This window comes from Chitinophaga sp., from assembly GCF_035761305.1.
Classification (GTDB): domain Bacteria; phylum Bacteroidota; class Bacteroidia; order Chitinophagales; family Chitinophagaceae; genus Chitinophaga.
Genome location: NZ_DASTRI010000019.1, coordinates 1 through 15,863 on the forward strand (window position 1 = coordinate 1; position 15,863 = coordinate 15,863).

The 15,863-nt window shown below is 53.4% G+C and carries 9 protein-coding genes, 1 tRNA gene and 1 pseudogene; 3 read left to right on the top strand and 8 right to left on the bottom strand.

Translation table 11 applies throughout. The annotated features are described in order from the left end of the window. Window positions 1-354: pseudogene (locus VFS25_RS01915) on the top strand (ribonuclease Z); the annotation flags it as partial. A 528-nt stretch (window positions 355-882) separates the two neighbouring features. Here the strand turns inward: VFS25_RS01915 and dapA are convergent. Then, complete coding sequence (gene dapA, locus VFS25_RS01920) at window positions 883-1,761, bottom strand: 4-hydroxy-tetrahydrodipicolinate synthase (RefSeq protein WP_326460421.1); 879 nt, start codon at window positions 1,759-1,761, stop codon at window positions 883-885. Window positions 1,762-1,825: 64 nt separating this feature from the next. After that, entirely contained in the window at window positions 1,826-2,779 is a 954-nt protein-coding gene (locus VFS25_RS01925) for an acetyl-CoA carboxylase carboxyltransferase subunit alpha (protein ID WP_326460422.1), read from the bottom strand. 139 nt (window positions 2,780-2,918) lie between these two features. Between VFS25_RS01925 and VFS25_RS01930 the strand changes: the two genes are divergently transcribed. After that, window positions 2,919-2,992: transfer RNA gene (locus tag VFS25_RS01930), tRNA-Asp, on the top strand. 801 nt (window positions 2,993-3,793) lie between these two features. Here the strand turns inward: VFS25_RS01930 and VFS25_RS01935 are convergent. The 6 genes from VFS25_RS01935 to VFS25_RS01960 form a co-directional block, all read right to left on the bottom strand. Next, window positions 3,794-7,198, bottom strand: coding sequence for a DUF1080 domain-containing protein (locus VFS25_RS01935; RefSeq protein WP_326460423.1), 3,405 nt, complete (start codon window positions 7,196-7,198; stop codon window positions 3,794-3,796). A 22-nt stretch (window positions 7,199-7,220) separates the two neighbouring features. Continuing rightward, on the bottom strand, window positions 7,221-8,483 hold the full coding sequence (locus tag VFS25_RS01940; protein WP_326460424.1) for a Gfo/Idh/MocA family oxidoreductase: 1,263 nt from the start codon (window positions 8,481-8,483) through the stop codon (window positions 7,221-7,223). A 119-nt stretch (window positions 8,484-8,602) separates the two neighbouring features. Further along, window positions 8,603-10,183, bottom strand: coding sequence for a RagB/SusD family nutrient uptake outer membrane protein (locus VFS25_RS01945; protein ID WP_326460425.1), 1,581 nt, complete (start codon window positions 10,181-10,183; stop codon window positions 8,603-8,605). Window positions 10,184-10,194: 11 nt separating this feature from the next. After that, complete coding sequence (locus tag VFS25_RS01950) at window positions 10,195-13,479, bottom strand: TonB-dependent receptor (protein ID WP_326460426.1); 3,285 nt, start codon at window positions 13,477-13,479, stop codon at window positions 10,195-10,197. Between the two features lie 106 nt (window positions 13,480-13,585). Continuing rightward, complete coding sequence (locus VFS25_RS01955) at window positions 13,586-14,710, bottom strand: FecR family protein (RefSeq protein ID WP_326460427.1); 1,125 nt, start codon at window positions 14,708-14,710, stop codon at window positions 13,586-13,588. 69 nt (window positions 14,711-14,779) lie between these two features. Beyond that, entirely contained in the window at window positions 14,780-15,400 is a 621-nt protein-coding gene (locus VFS25_RS01960) for an RNA polymerase sigma factor (RefSeq protein WP_326460428.1), read from the bottom strand. A gap of 191 nt (window positions 15,401-15,591) precedes the next feature. On the opposite strand from VFS25_RS01960, the gene VFS25_RS01965 reads away from it, so the two are divergent. Next, the gene (locus VFS25_RS01965; protein ID WP_326460429.1) at window positions 15,592-15,834 is read left to right on the top strand and encodes a hypothetical protein; all 243 of its coding nucleotides are present in this window, start codon (window positions 15,592-15,594) and stop codon (window positions 15,832-15,834) included. The last annotated feature ends 29 nt before the right edge of the window (window positions 15,835-15,863 follow it).

Sequence of the window (15,863 nt, forward strand, 5' to 3'; positions counted from 1 at the left end):
AAAGACGGCCTGCTGGTAAAAAACCACTGGGTAACCCTGCCCCCTCCTGCCGGCAAAAAATACGTGTACTGCGCCGATACTATTTACGATGAGGAGCTGATCACACAAATGCAGCATGCCGACCTGGTGTACCATGAAACCACTTACCTGCATGCGCTGGCCGAACGGGCGGCGGAGCGCTACCACAGCACATCGGTGCAGGCCGCTACCCTGGCGGCAAAGGCGGGCGCCAAACGCCTGCTGATAGGGCATTTTTCTTCGAAGTATACGGAGCTGCAGCCTTTTTTGGATGAATGCCGGCCGGTATTTCCGAATACGGAGCTGTCGGAGGAAGGGGCGACGTATGTGATTTGATGTGCGGATGGAGGTGGATGTGCGGATGTGCAGATATGCAGATGTGCAGATGGGAAAGAGCGAGTGGATGGGAGCGGGTGAATTGAGAAGGTGGATTGAGAATATGGGGCTGTGGGGATGGGGAAGATTGAGGATGTGGAATAGATGAATATGAGGTGTATGGATATGCGTATAATGGATGTGGGAAAAGATGTGGGGGTTTATGTAGGGGGGAGTAGTTGCGCAGCAATAGCGCAGCAATAGCTCCCCAGGGAAAACCCAGTTTTTCCGCAGTTGGGGTGCAGTTGGACTGCAGGTGAACAGGCATAACCAGGGACAGGAATTTGTGCAAAGAAAGGAAGTTGCGCCCTCATTGTGCCCTGGTTGGGCGGGCTGGAAAAGCCCCATAAGGAATAGAAAAATACTGCAGTTATTGATGTTTTGCAGCACTTACAGGAAAACCTGCAATACGACCAAAAGACCCCAGGCAAAAAAAGACCCGGCAGTATGCACCGCCAGGTCTTTCCTCAAAAAAAATTATCCAAATCCTTATTTAAACTTATCAAGAAAGCTTTTGATCTTTCCATTCAGCTCGCTGCTTACAGGCACTACCGGCAGGCGGAAGGCCTGTTCCATCAGGCCGCCGTGCTGTAAAAAGGCTTTAATGCCGGCCGGGTTATTTTCGGCAAACATCAGGTCAAAAGCTTCCTGCATCTTGTAATGCAGGGTGCGGGCCAACGGCAGATCATTCGCCAGGGCAGCGTGTACCATGGCGGAAAAATCAGCAGCAAAGTAGTTAGCGGCTACGGATATTACGCCATCCATGCCGCAGGCCAGCTGGGGCATGGCCAGGGCATCATCGCCGCTGATTACCAGGAAGCCTTCGGGCTTGTCTTTAATGATTTGCATGCACTGCACCATATCGCCGCTTGCTTCTTTCATGGCTGCAATGTTCTCTACTTCACGGGCCAGGCGCAGCGTGGTGGCGGCGGTCATGTTACGGCCGGTGCGGCCCGGCACGTTGTACAGGATCACTGGTTTGGGAGAAGCTTTTGCAATGGCTTTATAATGCTGGAAAATGCCTTCCTGGCTTGGCTTACTGTAGTAGGGCGCCACGCTGAGCACGGCCACGGCTTCATCCAGCGGGCAGGTTTCGAGCCGCTTCACAACATCGCGTGTATTATAATCCCCAATGCCTACCACTACGGGTACACGCTTATTTACTTTTTCAAAGGTGAACTTTATGAGGTCCAGCTTTTCTTCTGCTGAAAGCGTGGGCGTTTCGCCGGTGGTGCCTAAAGACACTACATAATCTATTCCGCCGGTGATCACATGATCAATCAATTTTTCCAAAGCATTCCAGTCGATGCTTTCATCTGCTTTGAACGGTGTAACCAGGGCTACACCCGATCCTCTTAACTGTTCCATGAATTATTTATAAGCCAAAAAGTTTGCAAAGATTAGCATTTGGCCTGTGATCTCTAAATATTTTTTACCGTTCATCGAAAAATCCCATGCGGCTGAATTTATCGATACGCTGCTCTATGCGCGTATCAGGATCTATTTTTTTCAGCTCTGCCAGGGTTTGTTTGAGGGTGGTCTTTAAAATGGCGGCTGCTTCGTCGGGATTGACGTGCGCACCGCCTAAAGGTTCTTTGATCACACCATCCACCAAACCAAATTTGCTCATGTGGTCGGAGGTTAATTTCAGCTCTTCTGCGGCTTTTTCCTTGAAGTTCCAGGTACGCCACAGTATGGTAGAGCAGTTTTCCGGGGAAATTACCGTGTACCAGCTGTTTTCCAGCATGAACACACGATCTCCAATGCCGATGCCGAGCGCACCGCCGGAAGCGCCTTCGCCGATGATTACACAGATCACGGGCACGCGCAGCTTTACCATTTCAAACAGGTTACGGGCAATGGCTTCGCCCTGGCCTCTTTCTTCTGCTTCCAAACCGGGGAAAGCTCCGGGAGTATCAATGAGGGTTACAATGGGCTTGTTAAACTTTTCGGCCAGCTTCATCAGGCGAAGGGCCTTGCGATACCCTTCGGGATTGGCCATGCCGAAGTTGCGGATCTGGCGCATTTTAGTGTTAATACCTTTCTGCTGGCCAATAACCATGATGGTTTCACCGTCCAGCTCAGCAAAGCCACCTACCATAGCTTTATCATCCTTCACGTTCCTATCGCCATGCAGCTCCAGGAAATTGGTGCACATTTTTTCAACATACGCCATAGTATAGGGCCTATCGGGATGCCTGCTCAGCTGTACTTTTTGCCAGCTGGTAAGCTTGGAGTAAATGTCCTGCCGGGTAGTATCAATTTTCTGCTGGTATTCTTTTACGGTAGCAGAAACATCAACACCAGACTTCTGGCCGTTTTCCTTTAGCTTTTCCAATTGTTCATACAGGTCCGCAATAGGTTTTTCAAAGTCCAGGAATTGCATAATAGAATTTAAAATTGGTTAAAGAACAGTGTAAAGATAAAGGGGAAAAGTTTTTCTGAAAAAATATTTGCAGAATTCGATGGTTTGTCGCTATCTTTGCAATCCCAAAACGGAACAGGTACGCCTGTAAAGTTAAGGAGGATCGGTAGTTCAGTCGGTTAGAATGCCGCCCTGTCACGGCGGAGGTCGCGGGTTCGAGTCCCGTCCGGTCCGCGTAACGGAACGCAACGGTTCCAAAAGACTGATACATTTTTAGGGAAAAAGCCTGTAAATCGACGATTTACGGGCTTTTTCGCTTTTACTACTCAGACAAGTTCTCTCACTTTACAAATATTAAGTCAATTCAAACTAAACGAATTCAAATTGAAAGGGCACCATTTCGGGTACCTATAATCATGTCGTAAATTGGTAACAACAGTGACCGGGATGAGGGCCAACACAATTGGTAAAACCATCAAACACCTAAAAGGATTTATCCGTGATCGAGTGCGTAGAAAGATCATCGCCTCAATTGATCTTACTGATTATAAAGTACCTGACGAAGAAACCGACGCGACTTTATAACCCTTGAACCAAATAATTTAAAAATGGCTTTCTGCGTAAAAAAACATTAAGATAATTGGAAAACTGGCGGGAATCAATGAACTCGTAACGTTCGTACGAATACTTATGTTCAAGATAGCGCTAAAATAAAAATCACCAGCCCCTTCGACTCGCTTCAATCACCGGTATAAACCTCACGGGCAACCAATTAAAACGTTCAGTAACTATAAGCATTGATCTTAAGAACAGTTATTCTAAAACAGCCACTGCTAACTTCTCTGCCGGAGATTTCGAGGACTTGGGCGTGAACAAGTAAAATTTAGAATTAAACAAGATACTCCAACTCCCTATATAGAATGTAAGATGCCCGGGGTGTATCATCGATAGCGATCATAAAAGTAAGGGTAACCCATAAAAAAAAGCCCGGAAGCCAGGCTTCCGGGCTCATTCTTCACAACTGTGTAACCGTTATTATTTCGTGTGCTTATCCGAGAGGTCCCTGATGCGGATATTTCGGAACCGCACTACGGAGCCGTGCCCCAGGAAGCCGATATGCCCACTGGTACGCTTCAGTCCCGGATGCTGTTTGCCGTCCGCCGTACCGTTCCTGCTGGCTTCAGCAATATCACCATCCAGAATGACGGTACCGTTCAGGATCACTTTCACCTTGCTGCCTTTCAGGATCACTTCCTGCTGGTTCCACTCGCCCGCGGGCTTCAGGTAGCCGCGTTTGGCCGGTATCACGCCATATACGGAGCCATGATACTGGTACACATGCAGATCCTTGTAGATATCGGCTTCGTTATCAAGTATCTGCAGCTCCATGCCTTCATAGGCGGCGTTGCCTTCCAGCGGTGCGCGTACACCCAGGCCGTTATTGGCGCCTGGTGTAAGCTGGAACTCGAAACGGAAGTTGAAATCGCTGTACTCATCTTTCGTATACAGGTTACCGTGCCCGCCTTTCTGCGGATAGATCACAATGTTGCCGTTTTCCAGCACGTAGTCATGCGTATTGCCCGTCCATTCATGCATGTTGGTGCCATCAAACAGCACCTTAAAGCCTTCCTTCTGCTCCGCCTCGCTGAGCGTAAAGGGCCGGGGGCGGGGTATCTCGCGGATGTACAGGTCGCGGTATGCCACATAGGTACCATGCGCCTGCAGTTCTATCTGCTCTTCGGGGAAGATGGGCAGGTTGCGATCCCAGTAGTTCTCCAGTATGGTGTTATCCACCACCAGCCTGCCGTTCAGGTATACTGTTACCCGGTCGCCTTTCATAGTGATATGAAAGGTGTTCCACTCACCAATGGCATTATCAGCCAGCACCAGCGGCTTGCCGGGGTGCTGCTGGTTGTTGTAAAGACCGCCGGAGCCCACCTGTGCGCCCACGTCCCGCCGGGAGGTATCCCATATCTGCACCTGGGGGGTACCGCGGAGGTAAATGCCGGCATCGCCCTGTGGCGTGATCTTCCAGTCAACATACATTTCGAAATCACCGTATTTTTTCACGGTGCACAGGTTATCCCCCTTGCCGCTGAATACCAGCAGCCCGTCCTTTACGGACCATGACCGGCGCATAGCCTCATCCGCTTGCTGCTGTGCGGCGGCCAGCCGGGCGGGACTCATTTTGGCGCGTTTCAGCGGATCGGCCACCAGGCCTTTCCAGCCTTCCAGGTCCTGCCCGTTGAACATCGGCACCAGTCCGTCGCCGGCCGGCATTTCCGCCAGGTATTTACGGATCGCCTCTTTCTGATAGTCGCTGTCGGCGCCTTTCAGCACCTGCAATACTTTTTCCAGCAGGCGGCGGGTTTCCTTACCGCTGAAGTCGTGGCTGGACAGGGCAATGTTCATAACAGCAGCGGCAGCGGCCTGCTGCAGACCGGCATCATCCAGGTAGCGGCCCGCAAACACAAGACCGGTAAAGGTTTTGCACTGGGTTGTATTTTTCAGGATAGCCTGCCTTATACCGGCATCAGGTGCAATATCCATGGCGCGGCGAAGCTGCAGCAGTCGCATTTCGGGTGTATAAGCGGCCTTGCGCACCAATGACAGGTAGCCTTTGAGCGCTACGGCTGCATAATCGCTGTTGGCCTTATTGGCGGCAATACGGAACAGCGCGTCAAGTGCGCCCGCATTCGCCCAGCTGCTCAGGGCCGCCACCGCCGCCCGTTTCGTTTGCTCATTGCCGTTATTGAAACCGTTTTCCACTACTTGCAGGGCCTGCGGGCCGCCGGCGCCCGCCAGTATATTGTAGAACAGGTATTGCCTGTCTGCCGGCGCCTGCTGCAACTGCTGCAGTACCAGCGGCATGCGTGCGGTGCTGTCCGGCATATCCTGCAGACCGGCCATAATGGCTTGCTGCACAAAGCCTGCTTCGGTACCGGGTACGCTCAGCAGCAGGGGGAAAAGCCTGTCCAGGTCATTACGACCGGTCACGGCGGGCAGCGCGGCAAAGGCGGCCTTTTTCACTCCGGGCTGCGTGCTGTTGAGCAGCGACAATACCTCACCGGACCTGCTGTTGTCCATCCGGGCTGCCAGCACTTCCAGCAAGGCGGCCTGTGCGGCGGGGGGAACCGTTTTCAGGGCGGCGGCCGCCTGGTCTGTTACGGTAGCACCTTTGATGGTAAGCAATGCAGCCTTGATGTTCGCAATACCTGCGGCATCGGCGCTTTGCAATGCGTTCAGCAGGGCTGGTATGACTGCAGCATCACCCAGGCTGCCCGCAGCCTTTGCGGCAGCTTCCCGCACTGCGGCATCCCTGTCTTTCAGAGAGGCCGTGATCAGGGGCAGGGCGGCTTGCCGGCGGCTGTGGCCCAGCATGGTGATGATAGCCGCCTTTACAGCGCCTTTGGATTGGCCGGCCTTCTTTATCCAGGCAGCGGTGGTTACCGCGTTCAGTTGACGGGCCGCCAGTTTCAGCGCGGCTTCCCGGTATTCGCTATTCCTGTCGTCAGCGGCGTTCAGGAGCAACGGCGTAGCTGCTGCGCCCTGTATGCCTGCCAGCAGTTGCAACGCCGCGGTACGGGTATGCACCTGGTCGTTGCTACCGCTCTTTTTCAGCAGGGTGGCTGCAATATCCGCAGCTTTCTTGTCCGCGCCATTCTCCGCCAGCCGCTGTGCATAATGCAGGTAGGCGGCGGTAGCTTCCGTTTCGTCAAAGGTATAACCGCTCTTTTCCGCAGCGGCGGCCAGTATGGGCGCGCTGCGCTCATCCCCGATACCGGCCAGCGCATAAAGGGCCACCTTGCGCAGGCGTGCGTCGCCGGCAGTCGCCAGCGGCGTAATAACCGGCAGGGCAGCGTTATAACGGGCATGCCCTAACGCCGTTACCAGCTGCAGCTGGCAGGAGCCGGAGGCTTTGGACAAAGCAGTCAGCAAAGCCTGCCGGGCCGTACCGGCGCCTGTTTCCAGGAGGGCACGCGCAGCAGGATCACACAGGCGTTCATCTGCCAGGTAAGCCTGCAGGGCAGGTACTGCCTCTTTGCCGCCGGTGATCTGCAGCAGCTTGATCAGGAAAGCTTTGTTCTCCTTGTCGCGCACACTTTCCAGCGCATGGCTGAATGCCCTGGCAGCAGCGGCGCGCTGCGCCTCCTGGCCGGGCTGCGTTACGTAATGGGCATAGCCTGCCAGCGCATATTCCAGGCGGGTGTTATCTCCCTGCCCTTCCGGCACCAGCCGGCCGGCCATTTCGGCCAACCCCTTTTCGCCCATGGCCGTGATCTCCGCCATGACGGCGTTCAGCCGTTCCCCGTTCTTTGCAGGCAGCTGCGCCAGCGCGTCGGCAATGCGGGTAGCAACCGTGCGCTGGTCTGCCGGTGCCTGTGCATGTAATGACAGCGACAGGCAGCAGCATATCAGTATAAATATTAATTGCTTCATGATGATTGAAAGGTTAGGTCAGTTAAAGTATCCACGGTCCGCGCATAGGCTGGTCTATCAGCTGGTTGGCGCCTTCATCGTTCACGAACTGCTGTGTGACAGGGTCAAACTGCAGCGGGCGTCCCAGCTGCAAGGCAATTTTGCCCATGTTCACCAGCGTGCAGGAACGGTGCCCGTTCTCCTCGTTCAGCGCAAATCTCTTACGGTTCTTCACCGCATCCACAAAATCCGTTACCTGCGGCTGCGGGTCAGGGAATGCTGCCAGCTTGCGTTGCAGGTCCGGAATGTCGGAACGGAAACCAGGATATAACCTGCCTTTGGGACCTTCTATGTAGGCGGCCTTTTCATCCTTGCCTTCACCATCGAGTATGATCTGGCAACCGTCTTCATAGGTATAGGTGATACGGCGCCAGGTACCCACTGCGTCCGGGTGTTGTTGGGGCGCGTCTATCTCTACCCTTACCGGGCTCGTATCATCTTTACCCAGAAAGTATTGTACGGGATCCATGTAGTGTTGTCCCATATCACCCAGGCCGCCGCCATCGTAATCCCAGTAGCCGCGGAAGGTCTGGTGCACGCGGTGCGGGTTGTAGGGGCGGTAGGGAGCGGGGCCCAGCCAGAAGTCGTAGTCCAGCTCCGGCGGCGGGGTGGCCGCAGGCAGGTTGGTTTTGCCCACCCAGTAGAACTTCCAGTCAAAACCGGTATGCCGGCTGATGGTGACCTTGAGCGGCCAGCCCAGCAGGCCACTTTCCACGAGCTTCTTAATGGGTTTCACGGTAGTGCCCATGCCGTAAAAGTTATCTTCAAAGCGGAACCAGGTGTTGAGGCGGAAAATGCGGCCATGTTGCTGCACGGCTTCCATTACACGCTTACCTTCGCCAATGGTGCGGGTCATCGGTTTCTCGCACCAGATATCCTTGCCGGCGCGGGCGGCATCGGCAGCCATAATGCCGTGCCAGTGCGGTGGCGTGGCAATGTGTACAATATCTACTTCGGGCAGCTGTATCAGCTCCCGGTAATCATGAAAAGTTTTCACACCTTTCTCCAGCATTCCCAGGGCCCGCTGTAGGTGCTGCCTGTCTACATCGCAGATGGCCACTACGCGGGCGCCTGCGTATTTGAAATGTCCGCGCCCCATGCTGCCGGTGCCTATCACCGCCTTGGTCAGCTGGTCGCTGGGAGCCAGGTAGCCTCTCCCCAGCACATGCCGCGGCACAATGGTGAATGCCGCAACAGTGCCCAATGCATTCCGCAGGAATGCCCTCCTGGAATTGTTTTCTTTCATGTGCATGTTTGTAAGTAATTGAAAAATTGAGGCCGCTTCATGAACGATGGCATGAAAATAACAGTATGGTCACACGGCCTGTGAACAGCCATGTGACCATACTGTAAAGGGATAATAGGTTAATAAAGCGGGTTCTGCTCCATGTTAGGATTGGCGAGCATTTCACTTAACGGTATCGGATACCGGAAGTCGCGGTCTACATTACAGGAGCGTACTTCCACAGATACCGGCTGGCCTGTTGCAGGATTTACGGCGCCATATACGGTGCCGTTCATCACATCGCCCAGTATGCCCCAGCGGCGGATATCATAAAAGCGCGCGCCCTCAAACGCCAGTTCGGCCATACGCTCCCGGCGTATCAGCTGGCGCAGCTTTTCCTGTGTATTGTATTTTGCCACATCCACGGGCGGCATGCCGGCGCGGTCACGTATCTCGTTCAGGTACATCACTACATCGGGGTGCTGCCAGTCGCCCAGTTCCACCAGCGCTTCCACATAGTTCAGCAGTACCTCGGCATAACGGATGATCATATAGTCGAGGCTGCGGGTGCCGTTGCGGTCCTTAGGATCCAGGTATTTGCGCACCCAGAAACCGGTGGCGGTAGACTTCAGCAGGCCTATACGGTCATTGCCTTCATCAGCAAAGGGAAGCAACGTCACCTTTTCGTATACCTGGCCCGGCACCAGCACAGATGCCACCATCCTGGGGTCGCGGTTATTTTTGAAGAAAGGCTCTTTCCTGTAGATTTCCATTGAATCAGGGCCCAGCTCTTCCAGCGTTTTTCCCTGCAGGGTTTCAAAATTATTCACCACCACAGCGGTAGGCGAAACGACGGTCTGGCCTGCCACGCCATAAGGCGCAAAAGTGATCCAGGCATTATCGCAACCCTTATCCTTGAAGAAGATCCGCTCCTTGTTCAGCTCACCCGCATAGGAGAACAGTTCCGCAAAACTATTGGTCTTCGGATTGCTGCTGCGGTACAGTTCATATATGTTCTGGTCAATTACTTTCCTGGCGGCCATCCTGGCGGTTTCATACTCTTTATAGAACATCGCCATCTTGCAGATCAACGCCCAGCACACGCCGGAAGAGATACGCCATGCTTCCTTGTTATCATAGGTGTCCGGCAGGTTGGGTGCGCAGGCCGTGAGCTCGCTCAACACAAAGTCATATACTTCTTTTTCTGTATTCCGCTTCAGGTTGGCGTTCTCCGGCTCCAGCGATGTGGTTACAATAGGTATACCTCCAAAGAAAAGCAGCATTTCCATGTGGTAATAGGCGCGCATGGCGCGGGCTTCATTCTTGTAACGCTCCTTCAGCGTGGAATCCATATAACATCGGTCTACATTCTCCAGGAAGCGGCAGGCGCGCCGTATATCTTTGTAATCGTCGCGCCACAGATTTGTGGCCACGCCCCAGTCACTGTTATGCAAACCTTTCGTATAGGCTTCGTAAGCGCCACGCGTATCCTGCCTTGCCACGGCTTCATCGCTGAGGGCGGAAAGGAACATCAGCTGCCTGCCACTGGCGCCACCAGGCAGGCCTGAATAAACGCTGCCCAGCGCATTCGTAGCATTGGCCTCTATTTTCCACCAGGTGTCGTCCACCACATTCACGGGATCGTCATGGGTCAGGAACTTCTCGCAGCCGCCCAGCAGGAGCGCTGCTGCACAAAGTATGATTATATTGATCTTATTCATAGTGCACAGAATTAAAGTTGAATATTAAGGCCTGCAATAAATGCCTTCATTACACCATAGGTCCACTGGTTGCCCTGGCTTTCGGGGTCGGTGAGCTTCAGGGAAGTAAAGGTGAGCGGGTTCTGCGCGTTTAGATAAAAACGCAGTCCTTTGATGCCCGCCCGTTTCAGGAAATCGGATTCCATCCTGTAACCCAGCTGTATATATTTTACACGCAGGTAAGCGGAATTCTGGAACCAGAAGTCAGACGACAGCTTGTTGTTGGAGGGCAGGGAGCTCAGGCGGGGGAACATGGCGTTGGTGCGCTGCGGTGTCCAGTAGTTATCTGCATAAAAACGGGTAGGCACGCCGCCGTCCTTGCTGTTGTCCAGGGGCAGGGCCAGCATGCCTTCCAGCAGCGCATCTGCACTACCTGTTCCCTGCAGCAGGAACTCAAGGTCCAGGCCTTTCCAGGCAATACGGAAGTTCGCAAAATAGTTCAGCCTGGGCGTAGTATTGCCGATCATGGTCTGGTCATCACTGTCAATGATCTTGTTGCCGTTCAGGTCCAGGTACTTGATATCGCCTGGCCGGGAGCCGGGAAGCGTTGGTACAAGCGGATTGCCATCGGCGTCAAAATCATGCTCCTGCAACAGGCCGTCGGTCTTGTACCCGAACATGCTTTTGACAGGGCTGCCTTCCTGGTCGATCTGGGTGGTGGTCACATACGGCCCGTTCTGCAGCGATGTGATCTTGTTGTCGTTGTAAGTAACACCGGGACGGAAAGATACTTCCACGTTCTTTCCAATGTTGCCATTGTAGTTCATGGACAGCTCAAAGCCCCTGTTACGCACCTTGCCCGCATTCACAGGCACCTTGTCTTCAAATCCGCCTATAAGCGACAGGGGAGGAAAGAGTATGATATCGTCCGTGCGCTTGTCGTAATAATCCATTACCACCTCCAGCTTGTTATGGAACAGGCCCAGGTCCAGCCCTACATCCAGCATATTCACTTTCTCCCAGCTGATGTTAGGATTGCCGTAACCGGTTTCCAGGCCGGTGCTGCTGTTAATGGTGGTCTGGTACCTGTATTCCCCGATACTTTCATTACCCAGCTGCCCGTAGGATGCGCGCAGCTTCATGTTGCTGATCACCTTTGAATCCTGCAGGAAATTTTCCTTCGCCAGGTTCCACCCCACTGCAACCGAGGGGAAAACGCCGTACTTGTTACCGGAAGCAAACTTGGAAGAGCCGTCCATACGGGCGGTGAGTTCCAGCAGGTAGCGGTCGTCATAAGAGTAATTGAGCTTGGCGTAGGTGGATATAATGGACCAGATCTTCAGCGGGGTATTGGTCTTCTCGGTAAAATTATTTTCTTCCTGCGAATAGCCGGCCATTGCAAAAAAGTGGTGTTTGCCTACATCAAGGGTATAATCCGCATTGGCGCCAAGGTAATAATAAGTGGTGCGCAGCAGCGTATAGCTTCGCTGCTGGCCCCAGGTTTGCAGCAGCTGGCCTGTATAATAATCGAAAAAATTATAGTTTTCGCGGGTGCTGCCTTCCAGGTCGCTGTTGAGGCGGTAGCTGAACTGCCCGCGCAGGTTCAGTCCGGGAATTACTTCCCACTTGGGCTGCAGGTTAATGCTGGACTGGGCGTACTCCCTTTCCGTACGGCCTCCCACCTCTGCGTACGCCAGCGGGTTCACAATATCCACATAACGGCCGTATATATCGGTGGTGGAGCCGTCTTTCCGGGGATACCTGGGCACGATGGTAGGCGGCACACGGTACACATCTTCCAGCAGGCGGGTGCCATCATTGCCAAGGGTACGGTTAGGCAGCAGTATATTCCTTTTAATGGCCATCAGGTCCATGTTCACCTGGAGGTTCTTTGCCAGCGAAACGGAGGTGTTGGCCCTGATGTTATATTTCTTGCTGCTGGTAACAGGCGTCATACCGCCCTGATACTGGTAATTCACGTTCATGGCAAAACGGGCCAGGCTGTTACCGCCGCTAACGCCAACAGAGTGGCTGGTAATAGGCGCCGTTTTGTCAATGATCAGCTTTTGCCAGTCGGTATTCGGATATCGTATAGGATCTTTGCCTTCAATAGTCTGTTGGATGTCATCATCGGAATAGAGCGGCTCTTTGCCGGCGTTCACGAGCGCTTCATTATACATCCGCATATAGGTAGGGCCATCTACGATCCGGGACATAACGGTGGGCGACTGTACGCCGTAATAACCGTCGTAGGTAACGGCTACACGCCCGGGAACTCCCCGCCTGGTAGTCACCAGTATAACGCCGTTGGCGGCCCTGGCCCCATAAATGGCGGCAGCAGCGGCATCTTTCAGTACGGTCACGTTCTCTATCGTTAACGGGTCTATGAATTCCATATCCATAGGTACCCCATCCACGATCACCAGCGGATCGGAGCCGTTCAGTGTAGAAATGCCCCTTATTTTGATAGTGGCGGCATCGCCGCCGGGCAGGCCGGAAGCCTGGTTCACCTGCAACCCTGTAACACCGCCCTGCAGCGCCTGGGAAATGGTGGTAATGGGTTTGCCGTTCAGGGCCGATTTTACATTCAGTGAAGCTACGGAGCTGGCAATGTGCTTGCGCTGCTGCTCGGTAAGGCCTACTACTACCACTTCATCCAGCGCAGCCACTTTTTCCTTCAGGGAGATGGAAAGCCCGCTGTTGCCGCCCAGCACCATGTGCTCGGCGGGCTCGTAGCCCACCAGGGAAAATACCAGCAACTGGTTGCGGGGCGCCTGTATAGAGAAGTAGCCATCGGGGTCGGTGGTGGTACCCATGGCCGGTCGGCCTTTTACAATGATGGTTACGCCCGGCAGGCCCTGTGGTGGTTCATGCGTATCATATACACGTCCCTTGATCGTTACCAGCGAGTCATTCCGCACCTGCTGCAGGAATCGCGCCGGCGCCTGCTCCTTCGGCACTATCGCCACCTGGTTACCTACAATGGTATATCCCAGGGGCGTGCCTTCCAGCGCTTTGTCCAGCACTTCCACAATGCGGCGTTCCCGCATATGCAGTGTAACCGTGCCCGCCCTGCTTACCAGTTCATCTTTATAAAAGATCTTCCAGTTGCTCTGCTGCTGGATCTGTTTGAAAAGCTCGTGCAGCGGCGCATTTTTAACATGCACGGTCAAAGGGGTGTTCTGTGAGAAAGAGCTGGCCTGCACCCCCAGCAGGCCAAGGAAAAACAGGATGGCTGTAAGTCGCATAGCATACCATACTTTGGCTGGCGCTTTGCTGTACAGCAAGATGCGCCAACAAACGTAAAAATTTTGCATACATTTGTTTGGTTTAATTATTACAATAGTTAGCCGGGCGGCTTATTTCCCTAAGCCGTCTTAACCGGAAGATGTTTCCAGCATCTTCCGGTTCCTTACCCGACCATTATGGTTTGTTTTTAAGTATGATGGTGTTGCCGCTTTTCTCATACTGCATAGAAGTGGTGGCGGCAACGATGCTCAAAACATCTGTCAGGTTCTTTTGCAGGTCAAGGTCGCCGGAAAAAGTTTCCTTTCCCTGCTGACTGTTCACCTGTATTGGTTGATTATAATAACGTGATAATTTTTTCAGTATGTCTTCCAGCGGCGTGTGCAGCGCCCTGATATGCCCATCTTTCCAGGAAACGTATTCTTCGGTCCGTACATCCTTTACCGTTATATCTCCCGCACCGGGTGCATAGGCAGCCATGTTGCCCGGCGCCAGCTGTTTCTGTTCCCTGTGTACAGCAGGGCCTTTGTGCGCTTCCAGCGCCACGCTGCCGCTGGTAAGCACCACCTGCTGCCCTGCATCGTCGCGGTAGGCGGTAACGTTAAAGGCGGTGCCCAGCACTTTCACTTCCAGGTCGGAAGTATATACAGAGAACGGCTGCCCTGCAGATGGCCGCACATCAAAATATGCTTCGCCTTCCAGGAACACTTCCCGTTTCTTTGCGGCAAAAGCGGCCGGATATACCAGCCGCGATCCGGCATTGAGCCATACCCTGGTACCGTCTTCCAGCACAAGGGAAGCGGTGTTGCCATAAGGTACAATGAGCGTATTGAAGGCAGGCTTTCCGTTGTCCAGGTGCTGCGTTACCAGCTGCGTATCTGCCTGTACAGCGCCCTGCTGCCGGTAAGTAATGGAGGAACGGTTGTTGCGCAGCAACAACTGCTGATGATTGCCCAGCATAAGCCGGGTAGTGGTGCCAGTCATATTTACCGACTGTGCCGTGGCAAAGGCCAGCAGGCTTTGGCGGGAGGGCCGGTGCAGGCTGCGCCAGCCCCATATGCCGGCAGATATCAGCAGCAGTATTACTACCGCGGCGCTGAGCCTGCGCCACATGGGCGCTATCTTTGGTGCGGGCGCCAGGTCTGCCTCGATGCGCTGCCACAGCAGCTCCTTTTCCGCAGGCGACAGCCGCTCGTTGCCGGACGCGCGAACAATGGCCCGCAGGCGTTCCGCCTGTTTGCCATGATCCGGAAGCCCTTCAGGCTCCCCGTTATCCCCGGGATGTTTTTTGTTCCTGGCCATAAATAATAGTTCCCCTGAATAATAGAGAAAGGGAAAGAAGATTTATAGACTCCCGGCCGGAAAAAATTTTCAGAAGTTTTTTGTGCAGAGGAACAGCAGCAGGCCCAGGGCATGCGCCGGTGCGGCCAGCAGTTCCCGCCGCAGTTGCCGGATAGCCCTGTAGGCCAGGGTACGGCAGGTAGGTATGGTAATGTTCATGAGGGCCGCTATCTCTTCATATTCCAGTCCGCAATGGTATTTCAGGTACAGGATCTCCTTCTGCCGGGCCGGCAGGCGGTTCATTTCGGCGGTCAGCTGTTGCAGCTGCTCCCGCTGGGCTTCGTTTGCGATCAGGCGGCTTTCTATATCATCTGCATTAAAGGCAAGCGAAAAGGTATTACCGGGAAAGGTCATGTCTTCCTGCAGCGCCAGCAGGGACGCCTTTTTTTGCCGCGCATGCAGCTTCCGGCGGAACGATACCAGCAGGTAGTACTTCACGTTCGGCTGCGGCGCCAGGTTGCGGTGGGAACCATACAGGTCTACGAACAGGTCGTGAATACAGTCCCTGATGATCTCCCGGTCAGCCACATACCTGCAGGCATAGGCAAACAGCAGGTCAGCATAAGCCTCGTACAAGGTCTTGAATGCCTGCCGGTCGCCGGCTATTACCTGCCGCCATAATGCGGCTTCGTTTGGTACGGTCAGTTCCATGAACCACAAAATTAAATATACAGCCCTGAATCCACTGTTATAAAATCATTACCGTTTTTTTGGAGGGGTGGGCGGATGCGATCTTCAGGTAAAATACAAATTTTTCTTTTCCAGCGGAATTAATTTTCGCTCCGCTAAAACTACATATACCTCACACTATCTGTCAAGTCAAAATGTTCAAATGGCATAAAATGGATCATAAGAAAACGGTTGGAGAAATACTGCGTGCTAAACGGGAAGCTAAAGGACTGCTCTTAAGACAAGTTGCTGCTATGTCAGAACTCGCAGACATTTTGGATATAGAACGAGAAGAACTACTTATTCAATACCTACGTGAGAAAATTGCGATTGAATTAAGAGATGAACGCCTGGCTGATAAAACACGTGGCTACCATACCCGCAATACCGCCCAATCCTATAGTTCCCAACTTTAAACAGGAAACCGCAATCTCCCCCAATATCT

Excerpts from the sequence above, each read along its gene's own strand:
- dapA (WP_326460421.1), bottom strand. The coding sequence starts at position 1,761 with ATGGAACAGTTAAGAGGATCGGGTGTAGCCCTGGTTACACCGTTCAAA.
- VFS25_RS01925 (WP_326460422.1), bottom strand. The coding sequence starts at position 2,779 with ATGCAATTCCTGGACTTTGAAAAACCTATTGCGGACCTGTATGAACAA.
- VFS25_RS01935 (WP_326460423.1), bottom strand. The coding sequence starts at position 7,198 with ATGAAGCAATTAATATTTATACTGATATGCTGCTGCCTGTCGCTGTCA.
- VFS25_RS01940 (WP_326460424.1), bottom strand. The coding sequence starts at position 8,483 with ATGAAAGAAAACAATTCCAGGAGGGCATTCCTGCGGAATGCATTGGGC.
- VFS25_RS01945 (WP_326460425.1), bottom strand. The coding sequence starts at position 10,183 with ATGAATAAGATCAATATAATCATACTTTGTGCAGCAGCGCTCCTGCTG.
- VFS25_RS01950 (WP_326460426.1), bottom strand. The coding sequence starts at position 13,479 with ATGCAAAATTTTTACGTTTGTTGGCGCATCTTGCTGTACAGCAAAGCG.
- VFS25_RS01955 (WP_326460427.1), bottom strand. The coding sequence starts at position 14,710 with ATGGCCAGGAACAAAAAACATCCCGGGGATAACGGGGAGCCTGAAGGG.
- VFS25_RS01960 (WP_326460428.1), bottom strand. The coding sequence starts at position 15,400 with ATGGAACTGACCGTACCAAACGAAGCCGCATTATGGCGGCAGGTAATA.
- VFS25_RS01965 (WP_326460429.1), top strand. The coding sequence starts at position 15,592 with ATGGATCATAAGAAAACGGTTGGAGAAATACTGCGTGCTAAACGGGAA.